We start from the raw sequence: 18,181 nt of genomic DNA on the forward strand, positions 1-18,181 counted from the left end.
TTATATAGCATTTCTCAAGATAGAATCACATCGGACCTATTAATTACTTGATGATAAATATGTATTATGCTATCATGAAATCACTTATAAGGAGGTGTGCGAATGAACGTGAACGCTTTACAAACCGATAAACAGATTCCAATAAAACTACCGGAGATCTGCGCTCCGCGACAGGAACTGCTTAGGTGTTTTGACAAAGCCTCAGAGAAACGATTTATATACATACACGCCCCGGGTGGCTGTGGTAAAACTGTGTCCACGCTTTTATGGCTTCAAAAATCCGGTTATCATCCCATTTGGCTCGGCCTCGACATATATGACAATACTCCAGCAGCCTTCTACCGTTTTTTCTGCTCCTCGCTCTTTTCCGTCATGCCTCAAAACGAAAGTCTAGCCAGGATTATTATGGAATCCTCCTTTAACGATTCACCAATTGAATACACAATCGAAATCATATCCCGGTTCGCTTTCGACGATAGGAAATATGCACTTGTATTGGACGACTTCTATTTCATTACAAATGAGGAAATACTGAAATCTCTCATATATATCGTGAAACGGCTGCCCTTATCCATTACTGTGGTTATTTTAAGCCGTAACGAATTACCTGTTTATTTCTTGCCTTTAAGTGATAGTGGCAAGATAGCTTTCATTAACGCTTCTGAGCTTTCATTTAAAAGCGAAGAAATACGTCGTTTCTTTTCAAGTTATGGCAGGTTTATAACTAGAGAGGAAGCAGAACGGGCCTTTTCACTCACAGAAGGCTGGGCCATTGCGGTAAGTGCCTTGGCATTAAGCGGTAAAATAACCGCCGATCACAAGCTTGACGGCGGCCTTTTGGACGAATATATAAAAACACAGATTTGGGATAAATTAGATAAAAATTTGCGTCTCTTTTTATTTAAAACCTCTATTGTGGATGAATTTACCGTTAAACTTTGTGAACGTCTAACACAAAATCCTGACACAGAGCAGATTCTTAACATGCTGTGTGATGGGAATATGTTTATCAGTAAGCAAAATGATACCTTTCGATATCACCATTTGTTCTTGGATTTTCTTCGGAGAGAGGCTGATACAAATATTGATGTCCGATATGATGCTCAATATCGGATTGCAGCAGAGTATTATCTTGATGAAGGAAAATATTTTGATGCACTGCGCTATTTCGTGAAAACCGACAACAGTAAAGGAACAGCTACTGCTCTATATCATTTTTGGAATAGTACAGGAAAGTCAAGCTCCGAACTCTCAAGAATTTCCTTTATCAACGAGCTTCCTGCTATCTTTCTGGAACAAAATCCGTATTTATATATTAGCTGCGCCTGGTACGCTCTCTTTTTCAGCAATGTAAGTGATTTCTTTTTTCACTTGGATAAGCTTTATGAGCGTATTCAGGACATTATCAGCGAATATGGAATGTTTGTTGAAAGTATGCTCTTTCTCTTTACTATTGATCATCGATATACCTTTACGCAGCAATTGGCAAAACTACCAAAGGATAAGGAAATAACGGTAAATGAGCAAAGTGTGCCGAAATCCCAATGTCAGTATTTCCCGTTCTACCATAGAACACATCGGGATTATTCATATTACGCATTGAATACCGAAGAACACTTCACAGAATTTCGCCATGTATTTTTTATGATGCTCGGAAGCTATTATCAGATTATCGAATCAGGTGTGAGAGCAGGACTTCTATATGAAAAGAATCAGTTAAAGCTTCATTTTCCCTAGTATCACAAAACCCGGATACTGACTCTGACGAACTTATATTTTTATCAAAGCTGCATGTGGCGTCTTGCCTTTTTGCAATGGGAAATGAAGAAGATTCCGCACGATGCAGAGAAGAAATCAAAGAATTTTTGGAAACGAAAAATCTGTTATACCTTCATCCTGTTTTTTCATCGTATGAAACGAAGATAAGACTACTGGATGGCGATAAAACAGCGGCAACTGCATGGCTAGACAACTACTTTATAACGGATAACCAGAATATAGAATTACATAGGATATTTCTTCATTTCACAACAATTAGGGCCTATATCGTTTTAGGAGAGTATAAAAAAGCAGAGCTCTTGTGTGAACGGATCAAAGCATTATCCAAAGATTTTGGCAGACTTCTTGATGGGATTGAGGCCACCGTGCTTTTGATCATCATTAAATGGATAACTGGTAAAAAGCAGGATGCCATCAATCTGCTTCAGGACACGTTATCCGATGCCGAGCCTTATTATTTTGTCAGAGTATTTGCCGATGAGGGAAAAGCACTCCTTCCTATCTTGAACAAGCTCAGGAAAAAGATAAGCCTCGAAGATAATCCATCACTCGATTATAAATATTTACATGAAATCTATCAGGCGACATATGAACGATCCAAGAGGCATAAGGGGATTACGTGTACTCCAAGTAAGTCGATAAAGCTATCCAAGCAGCAAAAATACATATTGGAACTATTAGCAAATGGTTATAAAAATGCTGAAATTGTGGAAATCACCGGCTTATCCCTTAACACTATCCGCTCACATACTAAAGTTGTATATCAAAAGCTAGAAGTTAACTCTGCGATGGACGCGATACTTCGCGCCAGAGAATTGGAACTAATAAAATAGATTAAGAAGAATTTAAATATTCAAAAATGAGGCTACTGCATATCATTTTGCATCAGCCTCATTGTATCTTTGTCATTTATGTAGTTAGCATAAACCCAAATCCTATTTAAATTTTTTATAAAATTCTTCTAATTCTTCCGGCAACAGGGGTTTGCTAAAGTAATATCCTTGAACTTCGTCGCAGTTCAATCGTTTCAGTATATTTAATTGATCCTCGGTCTCAACACCTTCTGCTATCACTATCTTACCAAATGTATGGGCGTATTCTATAAAGTGCTTTACAAGTTCCTCAATTACAGTTTGATTAATCCTGTCAATAAAGTATTTATCGATTTTCAACTTATCAAACGGTATTTGACTTATACTCTTAAGTGAGTTGTAACCAGTTCCAAAATCATCAACCGAAATCTGATATCCATATTCCTTCAATAAGTTCATCTTTTCAAATAATCTTTTATCATTACTGGCTATGGCTCGCTCGGTAATCTCTATTTCAAAATCTGATTGCTTAAGACTTTTATTCGCAATGATATCCTTAGCCCATGAAGTGTAATTATCATCGAGTAACTCATTCACAGAAGCGTTAATCGAGCATTTTACATTCATTCCTTTACTATTCCACATCTTCATATGTGATGTTGCATTATCAATGACAAACTTGGAAATCTTATTAAGAAAGCCTATCTCCTCTGCTATAGGAATAAAGGTATTGGGTCCAATCGGTTCATTACCGTTTCGATTCCATCGTACTAAGGCTTCTACACCCGATATCTTATTATTTACAATATCAATCTTCGGCTGATACACTACAAACAATTCATTATTTTCGATTGATTCCAACAATGCTCCAGTGATATTATGTATCTCTCTTCTTTTACTCTCCAAATTGAAATCATAATAATAAACGCCTGATTCCTTTGCTTCTCCTTGTTCATAAGCAATCCGGGCTTTATTATATATTTCAATAGGAGAACTTTCCTGACCCTGATATACATATACTCCTACTTTTAACGATACTCTGATTTTATATCCATTCATTGAAATAGGAAAGGCAAAGTAATAGTCTAAAACCTTCTTAATCTTGTATTCATAATCTTCCATGCAATTTTCACATGCAAGTACAATCAATTCATCCTTCTCATAGGAGTAAATGGCTTTTCGTCCACAACAATGCATTAACCTCTTAGCCAAATTATTCACGATATCAAATACCAACTTATTATCAACATACTTTTCAATTTCACTCAGATTGGTTAGTTTAATTGAAAAAAGCTTAAAGTTCTCTCTGGAATTGATTCTGTCTTCAATATCATGTAAAAGCTGCTGTGCATTGGGAAGATTATAAAAAGGACTTTTTAGATCTCTTTCCTGTCTTTCCATATTTAACTTATTTATTCTGTCAATCATATATCCTGTAATAAAGCCTATTAATGAAAATATCAGTAGACGGGAAATCCAGTTTATTGAATCCTGCATCGTACCATTAGAAACATCTAAGGGCATAAAAGGACCAATTAATATACCGCAAATCACACCTGATAATAAACCAACATAAGCTCCCCAGAATAACGAAGTTAAAATGATTGGAATATATAATAAATGTACATATACCTTTTTCGTTCCACCTGTCATATAAACAAGATATACAATACTAACCACCAGAATACATATCAGTAGGATTTTAACTAAGCTTACCCGTCCATTTTTATAAGCCCGTCCGATTATTGAGTTCATGAAGAACCCTCCTCTCATCGGTAGAATTATTGTATTATCATAATTACTAAAATCGCTAAATATCCTTTATTATCATAAATATCTGGCAAACTTCAACCAATTTCTACCATGAAATTCTAGTTTTTATTATATATTTTATTGTATCATATGTACAATTCTACTACAATACGTAATCAATCGATACTTTTTTAACAATCTGAACGTATTTGCTACACCAAGTATACCTATGCTCCAGTTCCATGAGACAAAACACAATGCAGAAGCTCCAAGTCCAAGAAAGAGTATATTCAGAATATTAGAAGGTTGAGTAAAACGTGCAACTCCCAATTGAAAATCAGACATTATCAGAGCCGGGATTAAGAACAGAATTCCATAAATAAACACCCATCTTTTTCGACATAACATGCCATTTTTTTCTGAAAACTATTGAATTATTCGTAAAATACCTGTAAAATCTATATATAAACTTAAATTTAAAGGAGGATTTATATGGCAGTAGAATGGACTCCTAACTTATCAGTTGGTGTCAAACATATTGATGATCAACACATTATATGGTTTAAGAAAGCGAATGAACTCTTTGAAGCCGGAAGGGAACGGCGAGCAAAAGAATATATTAATACCATGCTCGATTTCTTAGATGACTATACGAAACAGCACTTTAAAGATGAAGAAGCCTATATGGAAGAAATCCACTACCCTGAGCTTGATGCTCAAAAGAAAGCACATGCAATCTTTATCGATAACCTTGCTAAATTAAAGAAGGAATATAACGAGACCGATGGTAATATTCTGGTTATACTGAATGCCAATAAAATGGTCTTGGACTGGTTAACAAATCACATACGTTCCATGGATAAGAAAATAGGTGAATATGTTAAAACTCTCTAGTTAAACCTTATGAAATTGGCCACCCTGTTGGGTGGCCATTTATTAATCTTATGGGTAATTTTACGAAATTCCTATATGATAGAGTTATTTCTTGTTGGCAAGTGTATTAGTACATAATAATATATTCTTTGCAACAATTTGCAGTACTTTACTTGGTTCTTCAAATATGGGACTATGAGCTGAGTATTCGAAAAGATAATATCCTTTAACAGGTGCAGTAAGTCGGGCCAGATATTCCTCAGACATTTTATAATTTACTGTGTAATCATATACACCAGAGAAAAAGTATGTAGGAATCTCCAGGACGTTTACCTTTTTCCGCAAATCATCCTTCATGCAAAGCTGTACATTTTTATTAAGTAATCGTTTCCCACGCCATAGGTTTATTTTATCTGTAAGGTTATATTCTCTACTTTTCAATGACGTTAAAAATATCCCTGTTACAACCGACTTCATGTCATGAGTAGTACCTATTCCACAGCGATGCATAACATCATCTCTTATTTTATTGTATCCAAGAGACGGATATGGGTTTTCTTTTAATCTTCTCAAGGTTTTTTCATTTTTTACTTTTTCATAATAATCCAGCATATATTGATATGCCAGCTTCTCCGATTCATCCTGATGGGTTACCTGCGCAATAGCTATGTAAGCATTGTATAAATGCGGGGCTTTTTGCACAGCCTGAATGCTGAAATACGTTCCCCAGGAATGCGCCATAAGATAAATCTTTTTCTTACTAAAGCATACTCGTAAATAGTTGGTTACCGCAATGGTATCTTCAATGTATTGATCAACGGAGATCGTACTCATATCAATATTCTTACTATAGGATAATCCAGCACCTCTCTGATCCCAAAAGACCATTGTAAAATAATCCTCCAAGCCTGTGGGATATTTTTCAAAAAGGAAATATTCCGGCATACCAGGACCACCATGTACAAATAACAGCACCGGATTAGAAATATCCTGACTCTTAATTATCATCCCCATTTTTACGCCATTGATTTCAACAAAGCATTTTTCTATCATACGATATTTTTGATTTCCTTTCTGTTACCATTATATTGCTTATCTTAGGATACTCATTGTAGATTATCCCAAGCAATGTATAAAGATTAGATAAACCGAAGTATTGTATCCATTAAATATTACCATGTCTGGAGATTTTTGCAAGAATACTTATTTTTTTATTTTAAAGTCTTACTGCTCCATCGCTCTAATGCTCTTTCTGAATCCAAAGATAAATGCAAAGAGAAACATTACGATACCTGAAAGAATAAGCATCAACCCAATTCCACGTCCTTCCCCTACACCTATAATTCGTCCCAGACTTCCTGCGAGAATCCCATTTTCCATAAGCATCGGTTCAAATACATAATCAGCAAGTATACCGCAGATCGCATATGCAACAACAAAGCCTATCTGTGTAAGGATATTTATCATTCCCCATGCTCTTCCCTGTTTATCATTTGGTATTCTGATACGAACCAACACATCTGCACAGGTATTCACAAAGGGTAAAGAGGCAAAAAATAAAATGCAGAAAACTACAATTAACCATATGCTGGTTGTTGATCCACACAAACCCATAAAAATACCGGCGGCCATTAATGAAACCATTAGAATCCTGGAATAACCTTTTTTGATGTTCATAACACCGATGATTACACTTCCGATTAGCATACCAACCGCGCTGACTGACTCCATGATCCCCAATGTACTGGCATCCGCAAAAGCTAGAATCATTGGCGTCATAAGTGTCTGTATAAAACCAATAAAAAAGCACATAAATGCCATCAGCAATACTAAACTGCTAACTCCTTTATCAGAGGTGATGCTGCTAACTCCTTCCTTGAACTCCTTAAAGATGTCATTATTATTCATATCCTTTTTCACATTCTTAATACTCTTTCTAACTTTCATAATTGTAAATACAGTTATAAAGAATGTAGCCATATCAATTAATAGAATTACTCTTATATCTGTAACAGATAATATCAGTCCAGCTAAAAACGGCGATATCAGGTACTTGGCATTGGCAGCAATCTGAACCATACCACTAGCTCTTGCGTAATCCTCCTCAGTAAGGAGATCCGTAACAGTAGCCCTATAAGCAGGCTCAAGCAATGACACAAATACTGAACTAATCGTAACTCCTATAAATACAGGCAGAACTCCAACATAACCTGCCTGTATAAAAATGAAGATAAATATAAGACCGATTGCAGAAAAAGAATCGCCAATTATCATCAGTATTCTTCTATCATAACGATCAGCAAGAATACCTCCAATTGGGCTTAGTAAAATTGTTGGAAGGAATGCCAGTAGTGCTGCAATCGATACCATGGTTGCACTTCCGGTTAGTTGATATACATAAATAGATACAGCAAAAGCTGTCATGCCACTACCAATACTTGAAATCAACTCTCCGATCCATATAGTAATAAAATTCTTCATATAATCCCTCCATACTTATTATCTAATACTTATAATGCGTGCATTATCTGATGAAATCAGTCTTAGTCTTGTATTATTAATAATATTTTTATAGACCGACGGTCGGTCTATAAAAATATTATACTATTATTTATATTCTGTCAACACTTAATATGCCACAAATATCATAATATAAGGTTCTTTTAAAATAAGATAATATGTATATAAATAAGGAATTCCTCACCTTCCAGATATGGAAGAAAGGAATTCCTTGTTATATTTATATCTTTTATTCAGCAACCGAAAATGGAATAGGATCAGATTCAAATATTGTATCGTAATTCTCAGGATTAATAATATTAAAAATCAACTCAAAATCTGTTACCTTATCTATTCCATTCTCCTCTAATTCAGAGCTTAAAATAGTTATTGGGGATAACGCCATTCTACCTTTGTTGACCTGACTTGAAAAATATGGTGTTACCATATATCCGTTAACCGACATATTATCACATTGAATCAGAACATCTGCATCTGAGGTATTCTCAATATATAATAAAACACCTGCACCCCATATACTATCTTCTGTTACGTATTTACCAACAATACGAATTCCATCCTTGTTCAATAATTCTTTTCCTGAATCCATAGCTGGCTGTTCAACCGTTCCATAAGCGGAAGTTTTTATTGAGATCTCATCCGTATTGAACAAAGTATCGTAGCTATCAGCATCAAATACTTTGAAGCTGATGTTTATTTCAGAGATTGTGTCTATACCTGCTTCTTCAAGACTGGACGACAACAGGGTAATTGTCTCATTATCTTTCTTTCCTGCAGCTACTGTACTAGAAAATAAATCACTTATCATGTAATTATTTACAACAATGGTATTACATTGAACTCCGATATTCTGTTCCGTATCGTTTTCAATCAAAACTACGATACCCTTTCCCCAAATAGGGTCGTCAACAATTTCCTTTGCTGTAACGCGTACCCCATCCTCTTCGAATAGAACAGCCTCATCAATAGTCTCTAAATCTGCAGTCTTTCCATCATTGGAGCTTTCTGTATCGTCTGAATTATCAATTCTTTCTGTGTCTTTTGGAGCATCCGAATCATTGGTATCTTTCATATCTGTATTCTCTTTAGAATTGTCTTCTGATCCAGTAATCTCCTTTTTCGAGTCATTTGAACCACAGGCAGTTGTCATTAACATACAGACTATTAAAATACCTAAAATGAATATTTTGCGATTTATTTTTCTCATGCTCTCTTCCTTTACTAAGTTAATAATAAATCTATATATCGCCAGATTTATTGCGATTAGTATTATTATAACTACAAATTCAGAGACTATACTATATGCAGGCTCAAAAAGCTACGATCATATATTGGTGATAGTTTCTAGCTGAAACCAGAACACCGATCCCTTTCCCATCTCTGAATCCACACCATAGTCCGCACCGTGGAGTTCAAATATCTTCTTAACTATGGAAAGTCCAAGCCCTGTACCGGTAATTGCCCGTTTATGCTTCTTATCTACTTTATAATATCTGTCCCAGATATAAGGAATGTCTTCTCTTGCTATCCCATCACCATGATCAATAACTTCAATTCGTACATTTTTTTGCATTCTGATTTGTCTCACAATAATATGCTTATCATTAGCACTATAATTAACAGCGTTGGTAAGTAAATTATAGAAAGCCTGGGTAATCTTTGCTTCATCTGCTGAGACATATACATCTTCAGAATGCTCGAACTCAATTGAATAACCGTCATTTTTCAAAAGCTCTGAAAGTCGTATAACGGTTTCTTTTATGCTTTTTGTAAGGTTATAGTTCTGTGAATAAAGCTCCATAGTGCCTGTCTCAAGCTTTGATACTACGACACTCTCCTTATAGCAAAGACTATTTCTTTTACTCTTTTTTCAAGTCGAATAAAGGATGTATCATCGTTATATCGACGTAAACGAAACTTCTCTCTCTCATTTACACCATTCATTTTTTCGTTAAGCACTTTATCGTTATAATTATCGAAGTAAAGACTCTTAACCCGATAACTACATCCATCCGCCGCATTTTCATCGATATCTGTCACATATGGTAGTCTTGCTCTTAACTGCAATACGTCTGCATAGTTAATATAATGTTTCAGCTCATGTCTGCCCTGGGATTCTCTCATTTTCTCACTCCTTTCTCTGGAATGATTACATTCTAAATTATAAAAATGAAGAATTATTGTATGTTATCTGAACTTTAACTGAAGTAATGCAGAACAAAAAAGGCCTCCAGCTTTCGTTATTTAACTGCTTCCCGTTAAGTAAACAGTTCAAAATACCGAAAGTCTGGAAACCTTTGATATCTTACTTTTAATCTAAGGTAAATCTTATCATCATATTACTTGGATATTTTTGCTTGATTATCTCCGGTAAGCACTCATTTCGAAATGATATCGCTTCAAAAAAATCATTCCTATTAAGAGTCTTATTGCTGCCAAAGGGATCCGCAATAACGAAGGTTTCCGCATCTTCGTCATACCCAATTAAAACTGCATAATGTAGTATCGGTTTCCCGTCCCCCATTAAATTTGCTGTAAGATACTGAATATGCATAGGAATTCGTGAAGAAAGGCTGTTTTTTATTACTTCTGTCATTTTCTTCTCGTCACCATATACTATTTCTGCTTTATACTTTTTTAAGTACTTTTTATAAACCTCCATCAATTTAAGAAATGTAATTTCATTGAAATCAGTCGGTTCATTTTCTAAAAGATAATTTTCATCAATGTTTTGCCCTTCCAAATAAGCCAAGATCATTCCAACCGTTGTATATCCGCACGTGTACCTTTGCTTTCTTATATTAAAATCATTAATAAGCATATATCAAATCCACCTTTCTAAGATATTACATATCTTAACAGCATAAACTAGTAATTTTACTACGCATGGCAAATAGGTATATGTATTCTGCATGATAAATTACTTTCGCCTAAATCCGGTATTTTGTCATATTCATGAAACTGAACACGATAATCATACTTTAATCCTTTATTCGAAAGATAATACTTAATAATCCATGTATAGGTTTCTATTAGTTTTTCTCTGGAGCCTTCATAATCTACGACTAGATATTCTCCACCCTCAAGCATTGTACTGCTCAATCCTGAAATATCCGAATCACCATCAAAACCCAATACATACAGACAACAGTTAATATTGGTTACTGCCGGAGAGTTCATTGATATCAGTATAAATGGTTTCTTTTGACTATTATACTGATCGATAGTATTCCAAATATCACGTACCCTTTCATCATGATAATTGCCATAATAAATCACTGCATTGATATTTCTTTTACTAATTATTGCTGTACCGATATTTTTTATTTCTCTGGGGATCCCATAATCATTGTAGCAAATAAATTGCTCATAGTTTTTGCAAATATTGCTATCTTTTTTGAAATCTTTATCCTTTTTATAGATATTTCGCCATTCCGTAGGTTTTCTATTGAAAACCTTTCTAAATTCTCTGGAATAAGTTGCCGAAGAATAACCACAATAGCCAGCGACCTCTGTAATGCTAGCCTCTGGATTCGCAGACAAATAGTAAATACTGCTTTCTATTCTTCTTCTCTTAATATAATCATTCAGATTTATTCCAACGATATCTTTAAACTTTCTGTGTAAGTGATATTTCGAGTAAGAAAACCTGCTAGATAATTCATCCAACGTAATATACTCAAATAAGTTTAGATTGATATAAACCATAATTTCATAAATTGCTTGTTCAATATTTTTCATACTCAGCATATCAAAGCATTTTATAATGCTTCTTCCCCCAATATATAAATATGTTAGTCTCCTATATCAAAAACATGACCAATATTCCATTAAGAATCTCTCCATAACCAAACCTATTAAATTAATAATAAGATTAATTACATAACTTTTCCATAGTAAGTTTTATTGTTTTCATTAAACCATAATCTATATGGTAAACATGCAATCACAAAAAAGTTTCCAGCAATCTTTGATTGAACCTGGAAACCCTTTATTTCTATATAATTAAATATAATAGTAGTTTATTTGCTTAAATCGTAATGTATTATTTCAAGTTGTCTTGCCTTTCAGGATAAAGTGCATTTTCGACGGCTCTTAAAAATGTTCTGCTATCTGCCGTCGCACCGGTTACTACATCCACATCCGTATTCTGTTCTGATATAACACGCAAAATAAGTGTATCAACCGTTTCCTGCGATGTATAGGTCTGTGGTTTTAGGATTTCAATCTTTGTTATTGTGTGGTTTTCAACCGTTACCGAAACCGTATTGCTCCAACGATATCCTTCATAGCTACCGATGTATGTACCGTCATCGATATCGCTAAGGTCTATACCATAGACAGGAGTTTCAAGGGCAGCTTTCTTTCCAATATGTAAATATCCGATAAATATTCCTAAGCCTAATATTATTAAGCATATCATTACCACGAAGACCTTAATCAATATTTTTAACGTCCTATTCATTATGGTTCCTCCCTCTCGGCTTCGTTACAAATCTCATTAATTGCTTTTAAATTTAAGACAGGCGCAGGATTTTTCTTAATATAGTCCTCGATAACAAGCTTTGAAAATCCTTTATACTTATCTAAATACAGTTCTCCTTCCAAGTGTCTGTACATAATTCTGTCGGTATCAAATAGATTGGGAATGCGCTTGAACAGATATTTCTTATTTTGCTCCTCCGATGCAATGCCACAAGTAAAAAGTATCATTTTATTCTTTACCAGTTCATTTTTCTTTTGATTTAAGAAATGGATGAAATCCTTCCGTGGTGTTCCTATACGTATAGAAGTTCCTAGAATAACAACATTGTATTCCATTAAAGGCAGGGTTTCCCAGCCATGATCACCTAAATCAATAAGAGTATAGGGGCTCTTAAGAGTGTTAGCAATGGTTACCGCCGCGTTTTTTGTGGTTCCTGTTTTCGACGAATAACAAATAAGTATTTTATTCATATTTATCACCTCAAGAGCATTATAAACTAACACTGTTAGTTTTGTCAACAAGAAATACTAACGGCGTTAGTTTTTCTTGACACAATTTAAAATACACCCTATAATTTGATAAAGAAGAATTATGATATTTTATATAAAGGAAAGCTTATGAAAAATAAAGATAACAGACGCACACAAAACAAGGATAAAATCATAGAAGTTGCAATTAACCTGTTTTCTCAAAAAGGGTATAATGAAGTGACCATGCGTGAAATTGCTGCTGAGGTGGGCATAAAGGCCGCTTCGATCTACAATCATTTCGCGAGTAAGGAAGCGATACTCAATGAAATCACGGTAATCTTCGGAGAGAAGCTTACAGAAAGTATCTATCCGGCTTTCAACGTTAGTGAAGGAGATGGATTATCAGAATTTGCGCAAAAGACTTCTTCTGCAACCGATAATTTTTTTATAGAACCACTTCATGCTAAAATCGGTAACATCTTGATGAATGAGCAGTTTCATAACGACACTGTGCGTGATTTCCTGTTAAAGGAACTGATTGAAAAACCGCGAGAGGCAATATCCGCATATTTTGAAAAGCTTATACAAAGTAAAAAAATGATAGAAGTTGATCCTTTGCTAGCCGCAAAACTTTATCATTCGTTTTTTATTTACAACTTCTATGAAAATACATTATCCAAAGGAAAGAACGCATTAAATCCCCGAGCGAACTTTGAACGGGATGAACATATTAGACTGTTTATAAAGAACTTTTCCAGATAAGGGACAGTTTGTAGGATCTTATATTCAAAAAAACATGATATAGCCTTTATTATACCCTTAAACAGGGCCATCTTATGTCAAGCTATACTGTATTATTCGCAGAGGTCTTCTAAAAACTCAACAATATCCCTGGCCTTTGGAGGGCATCCTTTTATATTTTTATCAAATTCTGATGTACATGAACCGATTCCGATCCCTTTATACTTTTTATTCTTATAGTTCTGACCGATGTATAATTTACTATTTAACTTATATAAAAGTCCCTTTTCATCCAGCCTTTCCAGAGCATAGATAAGGCTGCCATAGCAAGCTGAGCAGGCACAATCCTCTGCTATATGCCTGGATAACTGCTGCACTCTTCTTGTAGGCATTAATTTTCTTGATCCATTATCTTTATTCAATTCAACAATTTCCGCATTAACCAAGTCAGTAGAACCCACCCCCATACTTTCCGCTATAGTAATATACGGAATTTCATCAATATCAAAGCCAATCAAATGTGCTGAATATGAGTCTATCAGTACAGGATCCTTCCCTGCGATTATCCTGTTCATCTGAACCGGATTACCACCTTCTTCAAAGTTAAGGTCACCATTCATACCATCAACAATTACAAGATTTTGCTTAATTATTTTGTTCAAATATGCTATGGGCTTATGTAGGCCTAATGTGTGGAATCTTCTTTTCTCGGAATCCGGAATACATCCCTTCATATTCTTTAGGGCACAGGTTATGTTGGTCTGGCAGTGACCTTTGAGGACCGGAATATTAATTAAATAATCCACCTTCATAGCATAATCACATACATTAACCTTCAAGCCATCTACTTCATATTCCACAGATTTGTCTTTTTGAAGATCAATCAGGGGAACATTATATTTCTTTGACAAATTCTCATAACCACATGCTTTAAAAGCTGCTGATGTCCTATCTCCCACCCATGAGCCTTCCATGATTACTATGTGATTAAGCTCTTTTGATTTTAGATATTCTATGATACCTTCCACGATCTCGGGTGTGGTGGTCGCGCCAAACCTCGAAGGCTGTGCTACAACGAGATTGGGTTTAATTCCGATCAGTGCATTCTTTTCTATCTCATCTTCTGGCTTTATCACTTCAAGCAATTTCATAACCATTTGCTTAGGATTATCACCATAGATAATACGTATCCCATTTTCACCTATCATTGATATCAGCTCTCCTATTCCTTTATATTCCCAGCAACATAATCAACCCCCCATTGATTCATGGCTAATATTATTGGCATAAATGATTTTCCAAAGTTTGTTAATGAATATTCTACCTTTGGGGGGATTTGATTATATTCTTTTCGTAATACTAAACCATCCCGTTCCATTTCCTTTAATTGCTGTGTCAGCATCTTACGTGTTATGTTCGGAAATAGTCGAACTAGTTCATTGAAGCGTAATGTTTTTTTCGATAATTCCCATAGAAGAATTGCCTTCCATTTGCCACCAATTAATTCAATTGTCAGTTCAACAGCACAACGATATTCTTTATCACGATAAGTTATCATTTTATCATCTCCAATATGATGCTTAATTTTACCAGGTTTCCAATTAGGTACTGAGTTACTTATAAGTGCGTACTTGTTCCATCATTATGAATATTATATCATGTAATCACAGGTAAACTTGCGGCATGTTTACAATGCATTAATTATACCATAATTATTGGAAATAAAAAACTGTTACAACGGAGGGTAATGTGAAGCATCAAGGCTTTCACACGGTGAATTTATACTACCTCCCATATTCTCGGGTTGTAGACAGAATGGAGGTTTTTATGAAAAAGGAAATTACATATTACGAAACAACAAAGGAAGATCACACACTGGAAACCTTTGCACTTGTAAAACAGAGAATTGAAGAAACCGGAATTAATAAAATCATTCTTGCTTCCACAACAGGACGAACTGCGTTAAGAGCCATGGAATACTTTGCTGATAAAGATATTACACTTATCGTAATTCCCCATCAATATGGTTTCTCCAGTGAAACCAATCTGTTTCCATCTGACACAGTGAAAACCTTACGGGAACATGGTCATGAAGTGCATTTTGGTACTATGCTTTTCCATACCGAAAAATTGTATGGCTCTACTGTCCCCGCTATCATAGCAGACTTTCTTCGATGCTTAAGCGAAGGCGTCAAAGTATGTTACGAAATCACACTGATGGCTGCTGATGGTGGATATGTAAATAGTGGAGAAGCTGTGATTGCAATAGCAGGAACTGGGGTAAATGCCGATACTGCGCTCTTATTACAGGCATCAACAACCAGAAATATTAGAAAGCTTCGCATTAATGAAATTATCTGTAAACCGTATAACAGTTTATAAAGGTAAAGGTTCATATGATGCGTACCGAGTTGAAATATGCTCAGCATACTATATGAAGTATGCAAATAAGGTTTTCAGCCTTCCGTAGTATGAGTTGCTACTGAAGGTCTGAAAATCTTGTTTACAGTTTAAACTGTATACGGCTTCTATATAGCTTCCATCAGAAATTTAGTTTTTCTTAATTGGTAGAATCGCATATTGCCCGTTCTTAACCATATCTCCGTAACAGAAGGAAACCGGGGTTCTGAACAGTGGTCCATCCGATACAAATGTATGATATTCTCCATTTTCTCCACAGGCATCTGCTCCTTCTGATGTGATGGATGCAACGGTTTCAGGCGATAATGTCATTCCAAGATGTTTTTTACTTAGCCGGTCGGTATCTACGACACTAATATTTGCTGTAAATCCATTATCAATAAACTCCTTAACCAATGCCTTCCTATCTTCCTGCCAAAGCGGGAAAAAAGCCTCGATACCTGCCTCATCACAACGTGCAGTACACCATTGCAAATGCTCCTCAAGATCAATATCACCAAATACACAAACTTCTGCACCATTTTCTTTCTGTATCTTAAGTTCCATTTCGAAATTCGTTGCATAGTCCTTTGCAGAGGTCTTAATTAACTTAATCGGTATACCCAGTGAGGCAGAAACCTCATTCAATAAATCACCGGGAATACCATGGAACCAGGAGCGTTCCATGTCTATATTGTATGTGATAATAAGAGTTACCGGTTTCATTCCGAGCTTTATCGCCCTGTATATAGCAAGAATGCTGTCTTTACCTCCACTATAAGATGCAACGAATTTTCGTCCCTGATATTTATTCATCACTTATTGATCTCCTACTTTCAACCTCTATTCACACTAATTCTTTTTGAGTAAATCAGAATTATATGCGTTTATCAAAAGCCCACCACAAAGAAAGACAAAGCTAGAATGATCCTTGATAATCGCCCAATCCATTGCTTCTGAAAACCAATAGGCCTGAGTCTTATTCTTCAGACATAATACGTTGGTATCCATAATATAGGAAACTGCATCTACTTCACAGCTGTTAATTTCATAAATTCTTTCATCCCCGTGGTCAATCAGTAACTGAGTGAGTCTATCCAGATCAATCTCTTCGGTAAAGCTACCTATGTGAAATCTTAATACTCCATCCATTGGCTCATCAAAATGCTGCATCACTTTATTCAGCCATTGCTTCTCAAAGTCACTGATTAATTCTGCTTCCTTCTCCTTTGATATCACTCTTCTATAAAATAATTGTGGAGCATCTCGCAGTTTCTCTTCATGAATACTATTCATATAAGAGATGCATATCTGTTTTTCTTTTTCACATATATTTTCCTTTTCATCATTACTGATGTTGTCATAACCTTTAATACCACTTATCTTCGAACTCTTCACGATATTAATTATTTTCTTTCTTATTTCCTCTACTGATGAGAATTCTTCCGGCTCCACCTTTTCTATATTTTTTAACATTACATCAAGAATATCAATATTAACAGCACACCAGTATTTCCGTAGTTCTTCATTATTTACTATTTGCTTCATTTTTTCACGGTCTACACTACACATTTTCTTATGTATACACTGAATCGTCTCCTCTTCTGTCATATCCTTCGTGTCATCGTAAACCTCAAATGCCTTTCGCATAGCAACAAGCTGATCACTTTTTAATTTTTGAATACGTTCCATGCAATACTTTCTTATTAATGTATGAAAGTTAAGAACTATGCTATTCATATCTTCAACTCCTTACTATATCTCCTTGGGTCAAAGCATATATGAGTTAACATCTTTTGTCAATTCTTCATGTTTAGAATTTATTCAGTTTTTTTTGTAAAATCTCTGACAACTTTCCAATATGTATCCCATCAACAAAGGAATGATGTGCTTGTAAAATATTGGTGTTGCAACATCCTTTTTCCCAAAATTGGTATGAGAACTATAGATTCTTAACAGGAACATAATCCTTTAATAGATATCTTGTTTTACCCTGTGTTGTATTACCAAATTCAATTGCTTTTTTCGGACATTTCGAAATGCATGCCATACAATGAGTACAGTTCTCTCCCCATATAGGTTTTTTATTGACCATACTAATATTATTCAAGGGGCAAGCCTTTTCACATATTCGGCACCCTATACATTCATCCGTAGTGTAAAAATCCTTTGCAACCTAATCTTGATGAACTATAATGTCGTTAAATCATCTCCAGATAAACCAGATCAGGATATATCCTGAAACAACAGCTGCCAGAGTAAATGGTACACTGATCTTCATAAAATCCTTCGCTTTGACTTCGTATCCTTCTTGAACCAGTAGTTCCTTTTTAACCTTGATATTTTCC

19 protein-coding genes and 2 pseudogenes are annotated in these 18,181 nt (G+C 35.1%); 5 read left to right on the top strand and 16 right to left on the bottom strand.

All coding sequences use genetic code 11. The features are described from left to right. The first annotated feature begins 102 nt into the window (after window positions 1-102). Window positions 103-1,737: a MalT transcriptional regulator family protein gene (locus tag H0486_RS10205; protein WP_228352909.1), complete on the top strand. Its 1,635-nt coding sequence runs from the start codon at window positions 103-105 to the stop codon at window positions 1,735-1,737. Between the two features lie 56 nt (window positions 1,738-1,793). After that, a complete protein-coding gene (locus H0486_RS10210; RefSeq protein ID WP_228352910.1) occupies window positions 1,794-2,612 on the top strand; it encodes a LuxR C-terminal-related transcriptional regulator in 819 nt (272 codons plus the stop codon). A 102-nt stretch (window positions 2,613-2,714) separates the two neighbouring features. On the opposite strand, the gene H0486_RS10215 is transcribed toward H0486_RS10210, so the two are convergent. Beyond that, window positions 2,715-4,346 (bottom strand): EAL domain-containing protein, encoded by a 1,632-nt coding sequence (locus H0486_RS10215; RefSeq protein ID WP_228352911.1) that lies wholly within the window; start codon window positions 4,344-4,346, stop codon window positions 2,715-2,717. 489 nt (window positions 4,347-4,835) lie between these two features. On the opposite strand from H0486_RS10215, the gene H0486_RS10220 reads away from it, so the two are divergent. Beyond that, a complete protein-coding gene (locus tag H0486_RS10220; protein ID WP_228352912.1) occupies window positions 4,836-5,237 on the top strand; it encodes a bacteriohemerythrin in 402 nt (133 codons plus the stop codon). Between the two features lie 84 nt (window positions 5,238-5,321). Here the strand turns inward: H0486_RS10220 and H0486_RS10225 are convergent, their stop codons facing one another. The 9 genes from H0486_RS10225 to H0486_RS10265 all read right to left on the bottom strand — a co-directional run bounded on the left by H0486_RS10225 (window position 5,322) and on the right by H0486_RS10265 (window position 12,692). Continuing rightward, the gene (locus H0486_RS10225; RefSeq protein ID WP_228352913.1) at window positions 5,322-6,269 is read right to left on the bottom strand and encodes an alpha/beta fold hydrolase; all 948 of its coding nucleotides are present in this window, start codon (window positions 6,267-6,269) and stop codon (window positions 5,322-5,324) included. A 171-nt stretch (window positions 6,270-6,440) separates the two neighbouring features. After that, entirely contained in the window at window positions 6,441-7,697 is a 1,257-nt protein-coding gene (locus H0486_RS10230) for an MFS transporter (RefSeq protein ID WP_228352914.1), read from the bottom strand. Window positions 7,698-7,965: 268 nt separating this feature from the next. Then, window positions 7,966-8,943 (bottom strand): hypothetical protein, encoded by a 978-nt coding sequence (locus tag H0486_RS10235; RefSeq protein ID WP_228352915.1) that lies wholly within the window; start codon window positions 8,941-8,943, stop codon window positions 7,966-7,968. 117 nt (window positions 8,944-9,060) lie between these two features. Continuing rightward, window positions 9,061-9,537, bottom strand: a complete 477-nt coding sequence (locus tag H0486_RS10240; RefSeq protein WP_228352916.1) for a sensor histidine kinase — start codon at window positions 9,535-9,537, stop codon at window positions 9,061-9,063. Between the two features lie 23 nt (window positions 9,538-9,560). After that, window positions 9,561-9,860 carry a VTC domain-containing protein gene (locus H0486_RS10245; protein ID WP_228352917.1) on the bottom strand — a complete coding sequence of 100 codons (300 nt, stop codon included), beginning with the start codon at window positions 9,858-9,860 and terminating at the stop codon, window positions 9,561-9,563. A gap of 187 nt (window positions 9,861-10,047) precedes the next feature. Then, complete coding sequence (locus H0486_RS10250) at window positions 10,048-10,557, bottom strand: C39 family peptidase (RefSeq protein WP_228352918.1); 510 nt, start codon at window positions 10,555-10,557, stop codon at window positions 10,048-10,050. 59 nt (window positions 10,558-10,616) lie between these two features. Continuing rightward, entirely contained in the window at window positions 10,617-11,477 is an 861-nt protein-coding gene (locus tag H0486_RS10255; RefSeq protein WP_228352919.1) for an AraC family transcriptional regulator, read from the bottom strand. A 304-nt stretch (window positions 11,478-11,781) separates the two neighbouring features. Then, on the bottom strand, window positions 11,782-12,201 hold the full coding sequence (locus H0486_RS10260; protein WP_228352920.1) for an FMN-binding protein: 420 nt from the start codon (window positions 12,199-12,201) through the stop codon (window positions 11,782-11,784). Further along, on the bottom strand, window positions 12,201-12,692 hold the full coding sequence (locus H0486_RS10265) for a flavodoxin domain-containing protein (protein WP_228352921.1): 492 nt from the start codon (window positions 12,690-12,692) through the stop codon (window positions 12,201-12,203). The genes H0486_RS10260 and H0486_RS10265 overlap by 1 nt, the downstream gene beginning before the upstream one ends. A gap of 147 nt (window positions 12,693-12,839) precedes the next feature. On the opposite strand from H0486_RS10265, the gene H0486_RS10270 reads away from it, so the two are divergent. Beyond that, window positions 12,840-13,454 (top strand): TetR/AcrR family transcriptional regulator, encoded by a 615-nt coding sequence (locus H0486_RS10270; protein ID WP_228352922.1) that lies wholly within the window; start codon window positions 12,840-12,842, stop codon window positions 13,452-13,454. Window positions 13,455-13,546: 92 nt separating this feature from the next. On the opposite strand, the gene H0486_RS10275 is transcribed toward H0486_RS10270, so the two are convergent. Both H0486_RS10275 and H0486_RS10280 read right to left on the bottom strand, forming a co-directional pair. Continuing rightward, window positions 13,547-14,641 carry a DUF362 domain-containing protein gene (locus tag H0486_RS10275; RefSeq protein WP_267023686.1) on the bottom strand — a complete coding sequence of 365 codons (1,095 nt, stop codon included), beginning with the start codon at window positions 14,639-14,641 and terminating at the stop codon, window positions 13,547-13,549. Between the two features lie 14 nt (window positions 14,642-14,655). Continuing rightward, on the bottom strand, window positions 14,656-14,991 hold the full coding sequence (locus tag H0486_RS10280) for a winged helix-turn-helix transcriptional regulator (RefSeq protein ID WP_228352923.1): 336 nt from the start codon (window positions 14,989-14,991) through the stop codon (window positions 14,656-14,658). A gap of 269 nt (window positions 14,992-15,260) precedes the next feature. On the opposite strand from H0486_RS10280, the gene H0486_RS10285 reads away from it, so the two are divergent. Beyond that, complete coding sequence (locus H0486_RS10285; protein ID WP_228352924.1) at window positions 15,261-15,815, top strand: pyruvate kinase alpha/beta domain-containing protein; 555 nt, start codon at window positions 15,261-15,263, stop codon at window positions 15,813-15,815. Between the two features lie 168 nt (window positions 15,816-15,983). Here H0486_RS10285 and H0486_RS10290 read toward each other — a convergent pair whose 3' ends face one another. The 4 genes and pseudogenes from H0486_RS10290 to H0486_RS18695 all read right to left on the bottom strand — a co-directional run. Further along, window positions 15,984-16,649 (bottom strand): Dph6-related ATP pyrophosphatase, encoded by a 666-nt coding sequence (locus tag H0486_RS10290; protein WP_228352925.1) that lies wholly within the window; start codon window positions 16,647-16,649, stop codon window positions 15,984-15,986. 36 nt (window positions 16,650-16,685) lie between these two features. Next, on the bottom strand, window positions 16,686-17,573 hold the full coding sequence (locus H0486_RS10295; RefSeq protein WP_228352926.1) for a hypothetical protein: 888 nt from the start codon (window positions 17,571-17,573) through the stop codon (window positions 16,686-16,688). 73 nt (window positions 17,574-17,646) lie between these two features. Continuing rightward, a pseudogene (locus H0486_RS18690) lies at window positions 17,647-17,774 on the bottom strand (chloramphenicol acetyltransferase); the annotation flags it as partial. Window position 17,775: 1 nt separating this feature from the next. Further along, a pseudogene (locus H0486_RS18695) lies at window positions 17,776-17,994 on the bottom strand (EFR1 family ferrodoxin); the annotation flags it as partial. Window positions 17,995-18,181: the final 187 nt, after the last annotated feature.

It is taken from the genome of Variimorphobacter saccharofermentans (assembly GCF_014174405.1).
Lineage (GTDB): Bacteria > Bacillota > Clostridia > Lachnospirales > Lachnospiraceae > Mobilitalea > Mobilitalea saccharofermentans.

Excerpts from the sequence above, each read along its gene's own strand:
- H0486_RS10230 (WP_228352914.1), bottom strand. The coding sequence starts at position 7,697 with ATGAAGAATTTTATTACTATATGGATCGGAGAGTTGATTTCAAGTATT.
- H0486_RS10260 (WP_228352920.1), bottom strand. The coding sequence starts at position 12,201 with ATGAATAGGACGTTAAAAATATTGATTAAGGTCTTCGTGGTAATGATA.
- H0486_RS10265 (WP_228352921.1), bottom strand. The coding sequence starts at position 12,692 with ATGAATAAAATACTTATTTGTTATTCGTCGAAAACAGGAACCACAAAA.
- H0486_RS10220 (WP_228352912.1), top strand. The coding sequence starts at position 4,836 with ATGGCAGTAGAATGGACTCCTAACTTATCAGTTGGTGTCAAACATATT.
- H0486_RS10280 (WP_228352923.1), bottom strand. The coding sequence starts at position 14,991 with ATGATAACTTATCGTGATAAAGAATATCGTTGTGCTGTTGAACTGACA.
- H0486_RS10275 (WP_267023686.1), bottom strand. The coding sequence starts at position 14,641 with ATGATAGGTGAAAATGGGATACGTATTATCTATGGTGATAATCCTAAG.
- H0486_RS10245 (WP_228352917.1), bottom strand. The coding sequence starts at position 9,860 with ATGAGAGAATCCCAGGGCAGACATGAGCTGAAACATTATATTAACTAT.
- H0486_RS10205 (WP_228352909.1), top strand. The coding sequence starts at position 103 with ATGAACGTGAACGCTTTACAAACCGATAAACAGATTCCAATAAAACTA.
- H0486_RS10240 (WP_228352916.1), bottom strand. The coding sequence starts at position 9,537 with ATGGAGCTTTATTCACAGAACTATAACCTTACAAAAAGCATAAAAGAA.
- H0486_RS10290 (WP_228352925.1), bottom strand. The coding sequence starts at position 16,649 with ATGAATAAATATCAGGGACGAAAATTCGTTGCATCTTATAGTGGAGGT.
- H0486_RS10285 (WP_228352924.1), top strand. The coding sequence starts at position 15,261 with ATGAAAAAGGAAATTACATATTACGAAACAACAAAGGAAGATCACACA.
- H0486_RS10215 (WP_228352911.1), bottom strand. The coding sequence starts at position 4,346 with ATGAACTCAATAATCGGACGGGCTTATAAAAATGGACGGGTAAGCTTA.
- H0486_RS10295 (WP_228352926.1), bottom strand. The coding sequence starts at position 17,573 with ATGAATAGCATAGTTCTTAACTTTCATACATTAATAAGAAAGTATTGC.
- H0486_RS10250 (WP_228352918.1), bottom strand. The coding sequence starts at position 10,557 with ATGCTTATTAATGATTTTAATATAAGAAAGCAAAGGTACACGTGCGGA.
- H0486_RS10270 (WP_228352922.1), top strand. The coding sequence starts at position 12,840 with ATGAAAAATAAAGATAACAGACGCACACAAAACAAGGATAAAATCATA.
- H0486_RS10255 (WP_228352919.1), bottom strand. The coding sequence starts at position 11,477 with ATGAAAAATATTGAACAAGCAATTTATGAAATTATGGTTTATATCAAT.
- H0486_RS10235 (WP_228352915.1), bottom strand. The coding sequence starts at position 8,943 with ATGAGAAAAATAAATCGCAAAATATTCATTTTAGGTATTTTAATAGTC.
- H0486_RS10225 (WP_228352913.1), bottom strand. The coding sequence starts at position 6,269 with ATGATAGAAAAATGCTTTGTTGAAATCAATGGCGTAAAAATGGGGATG.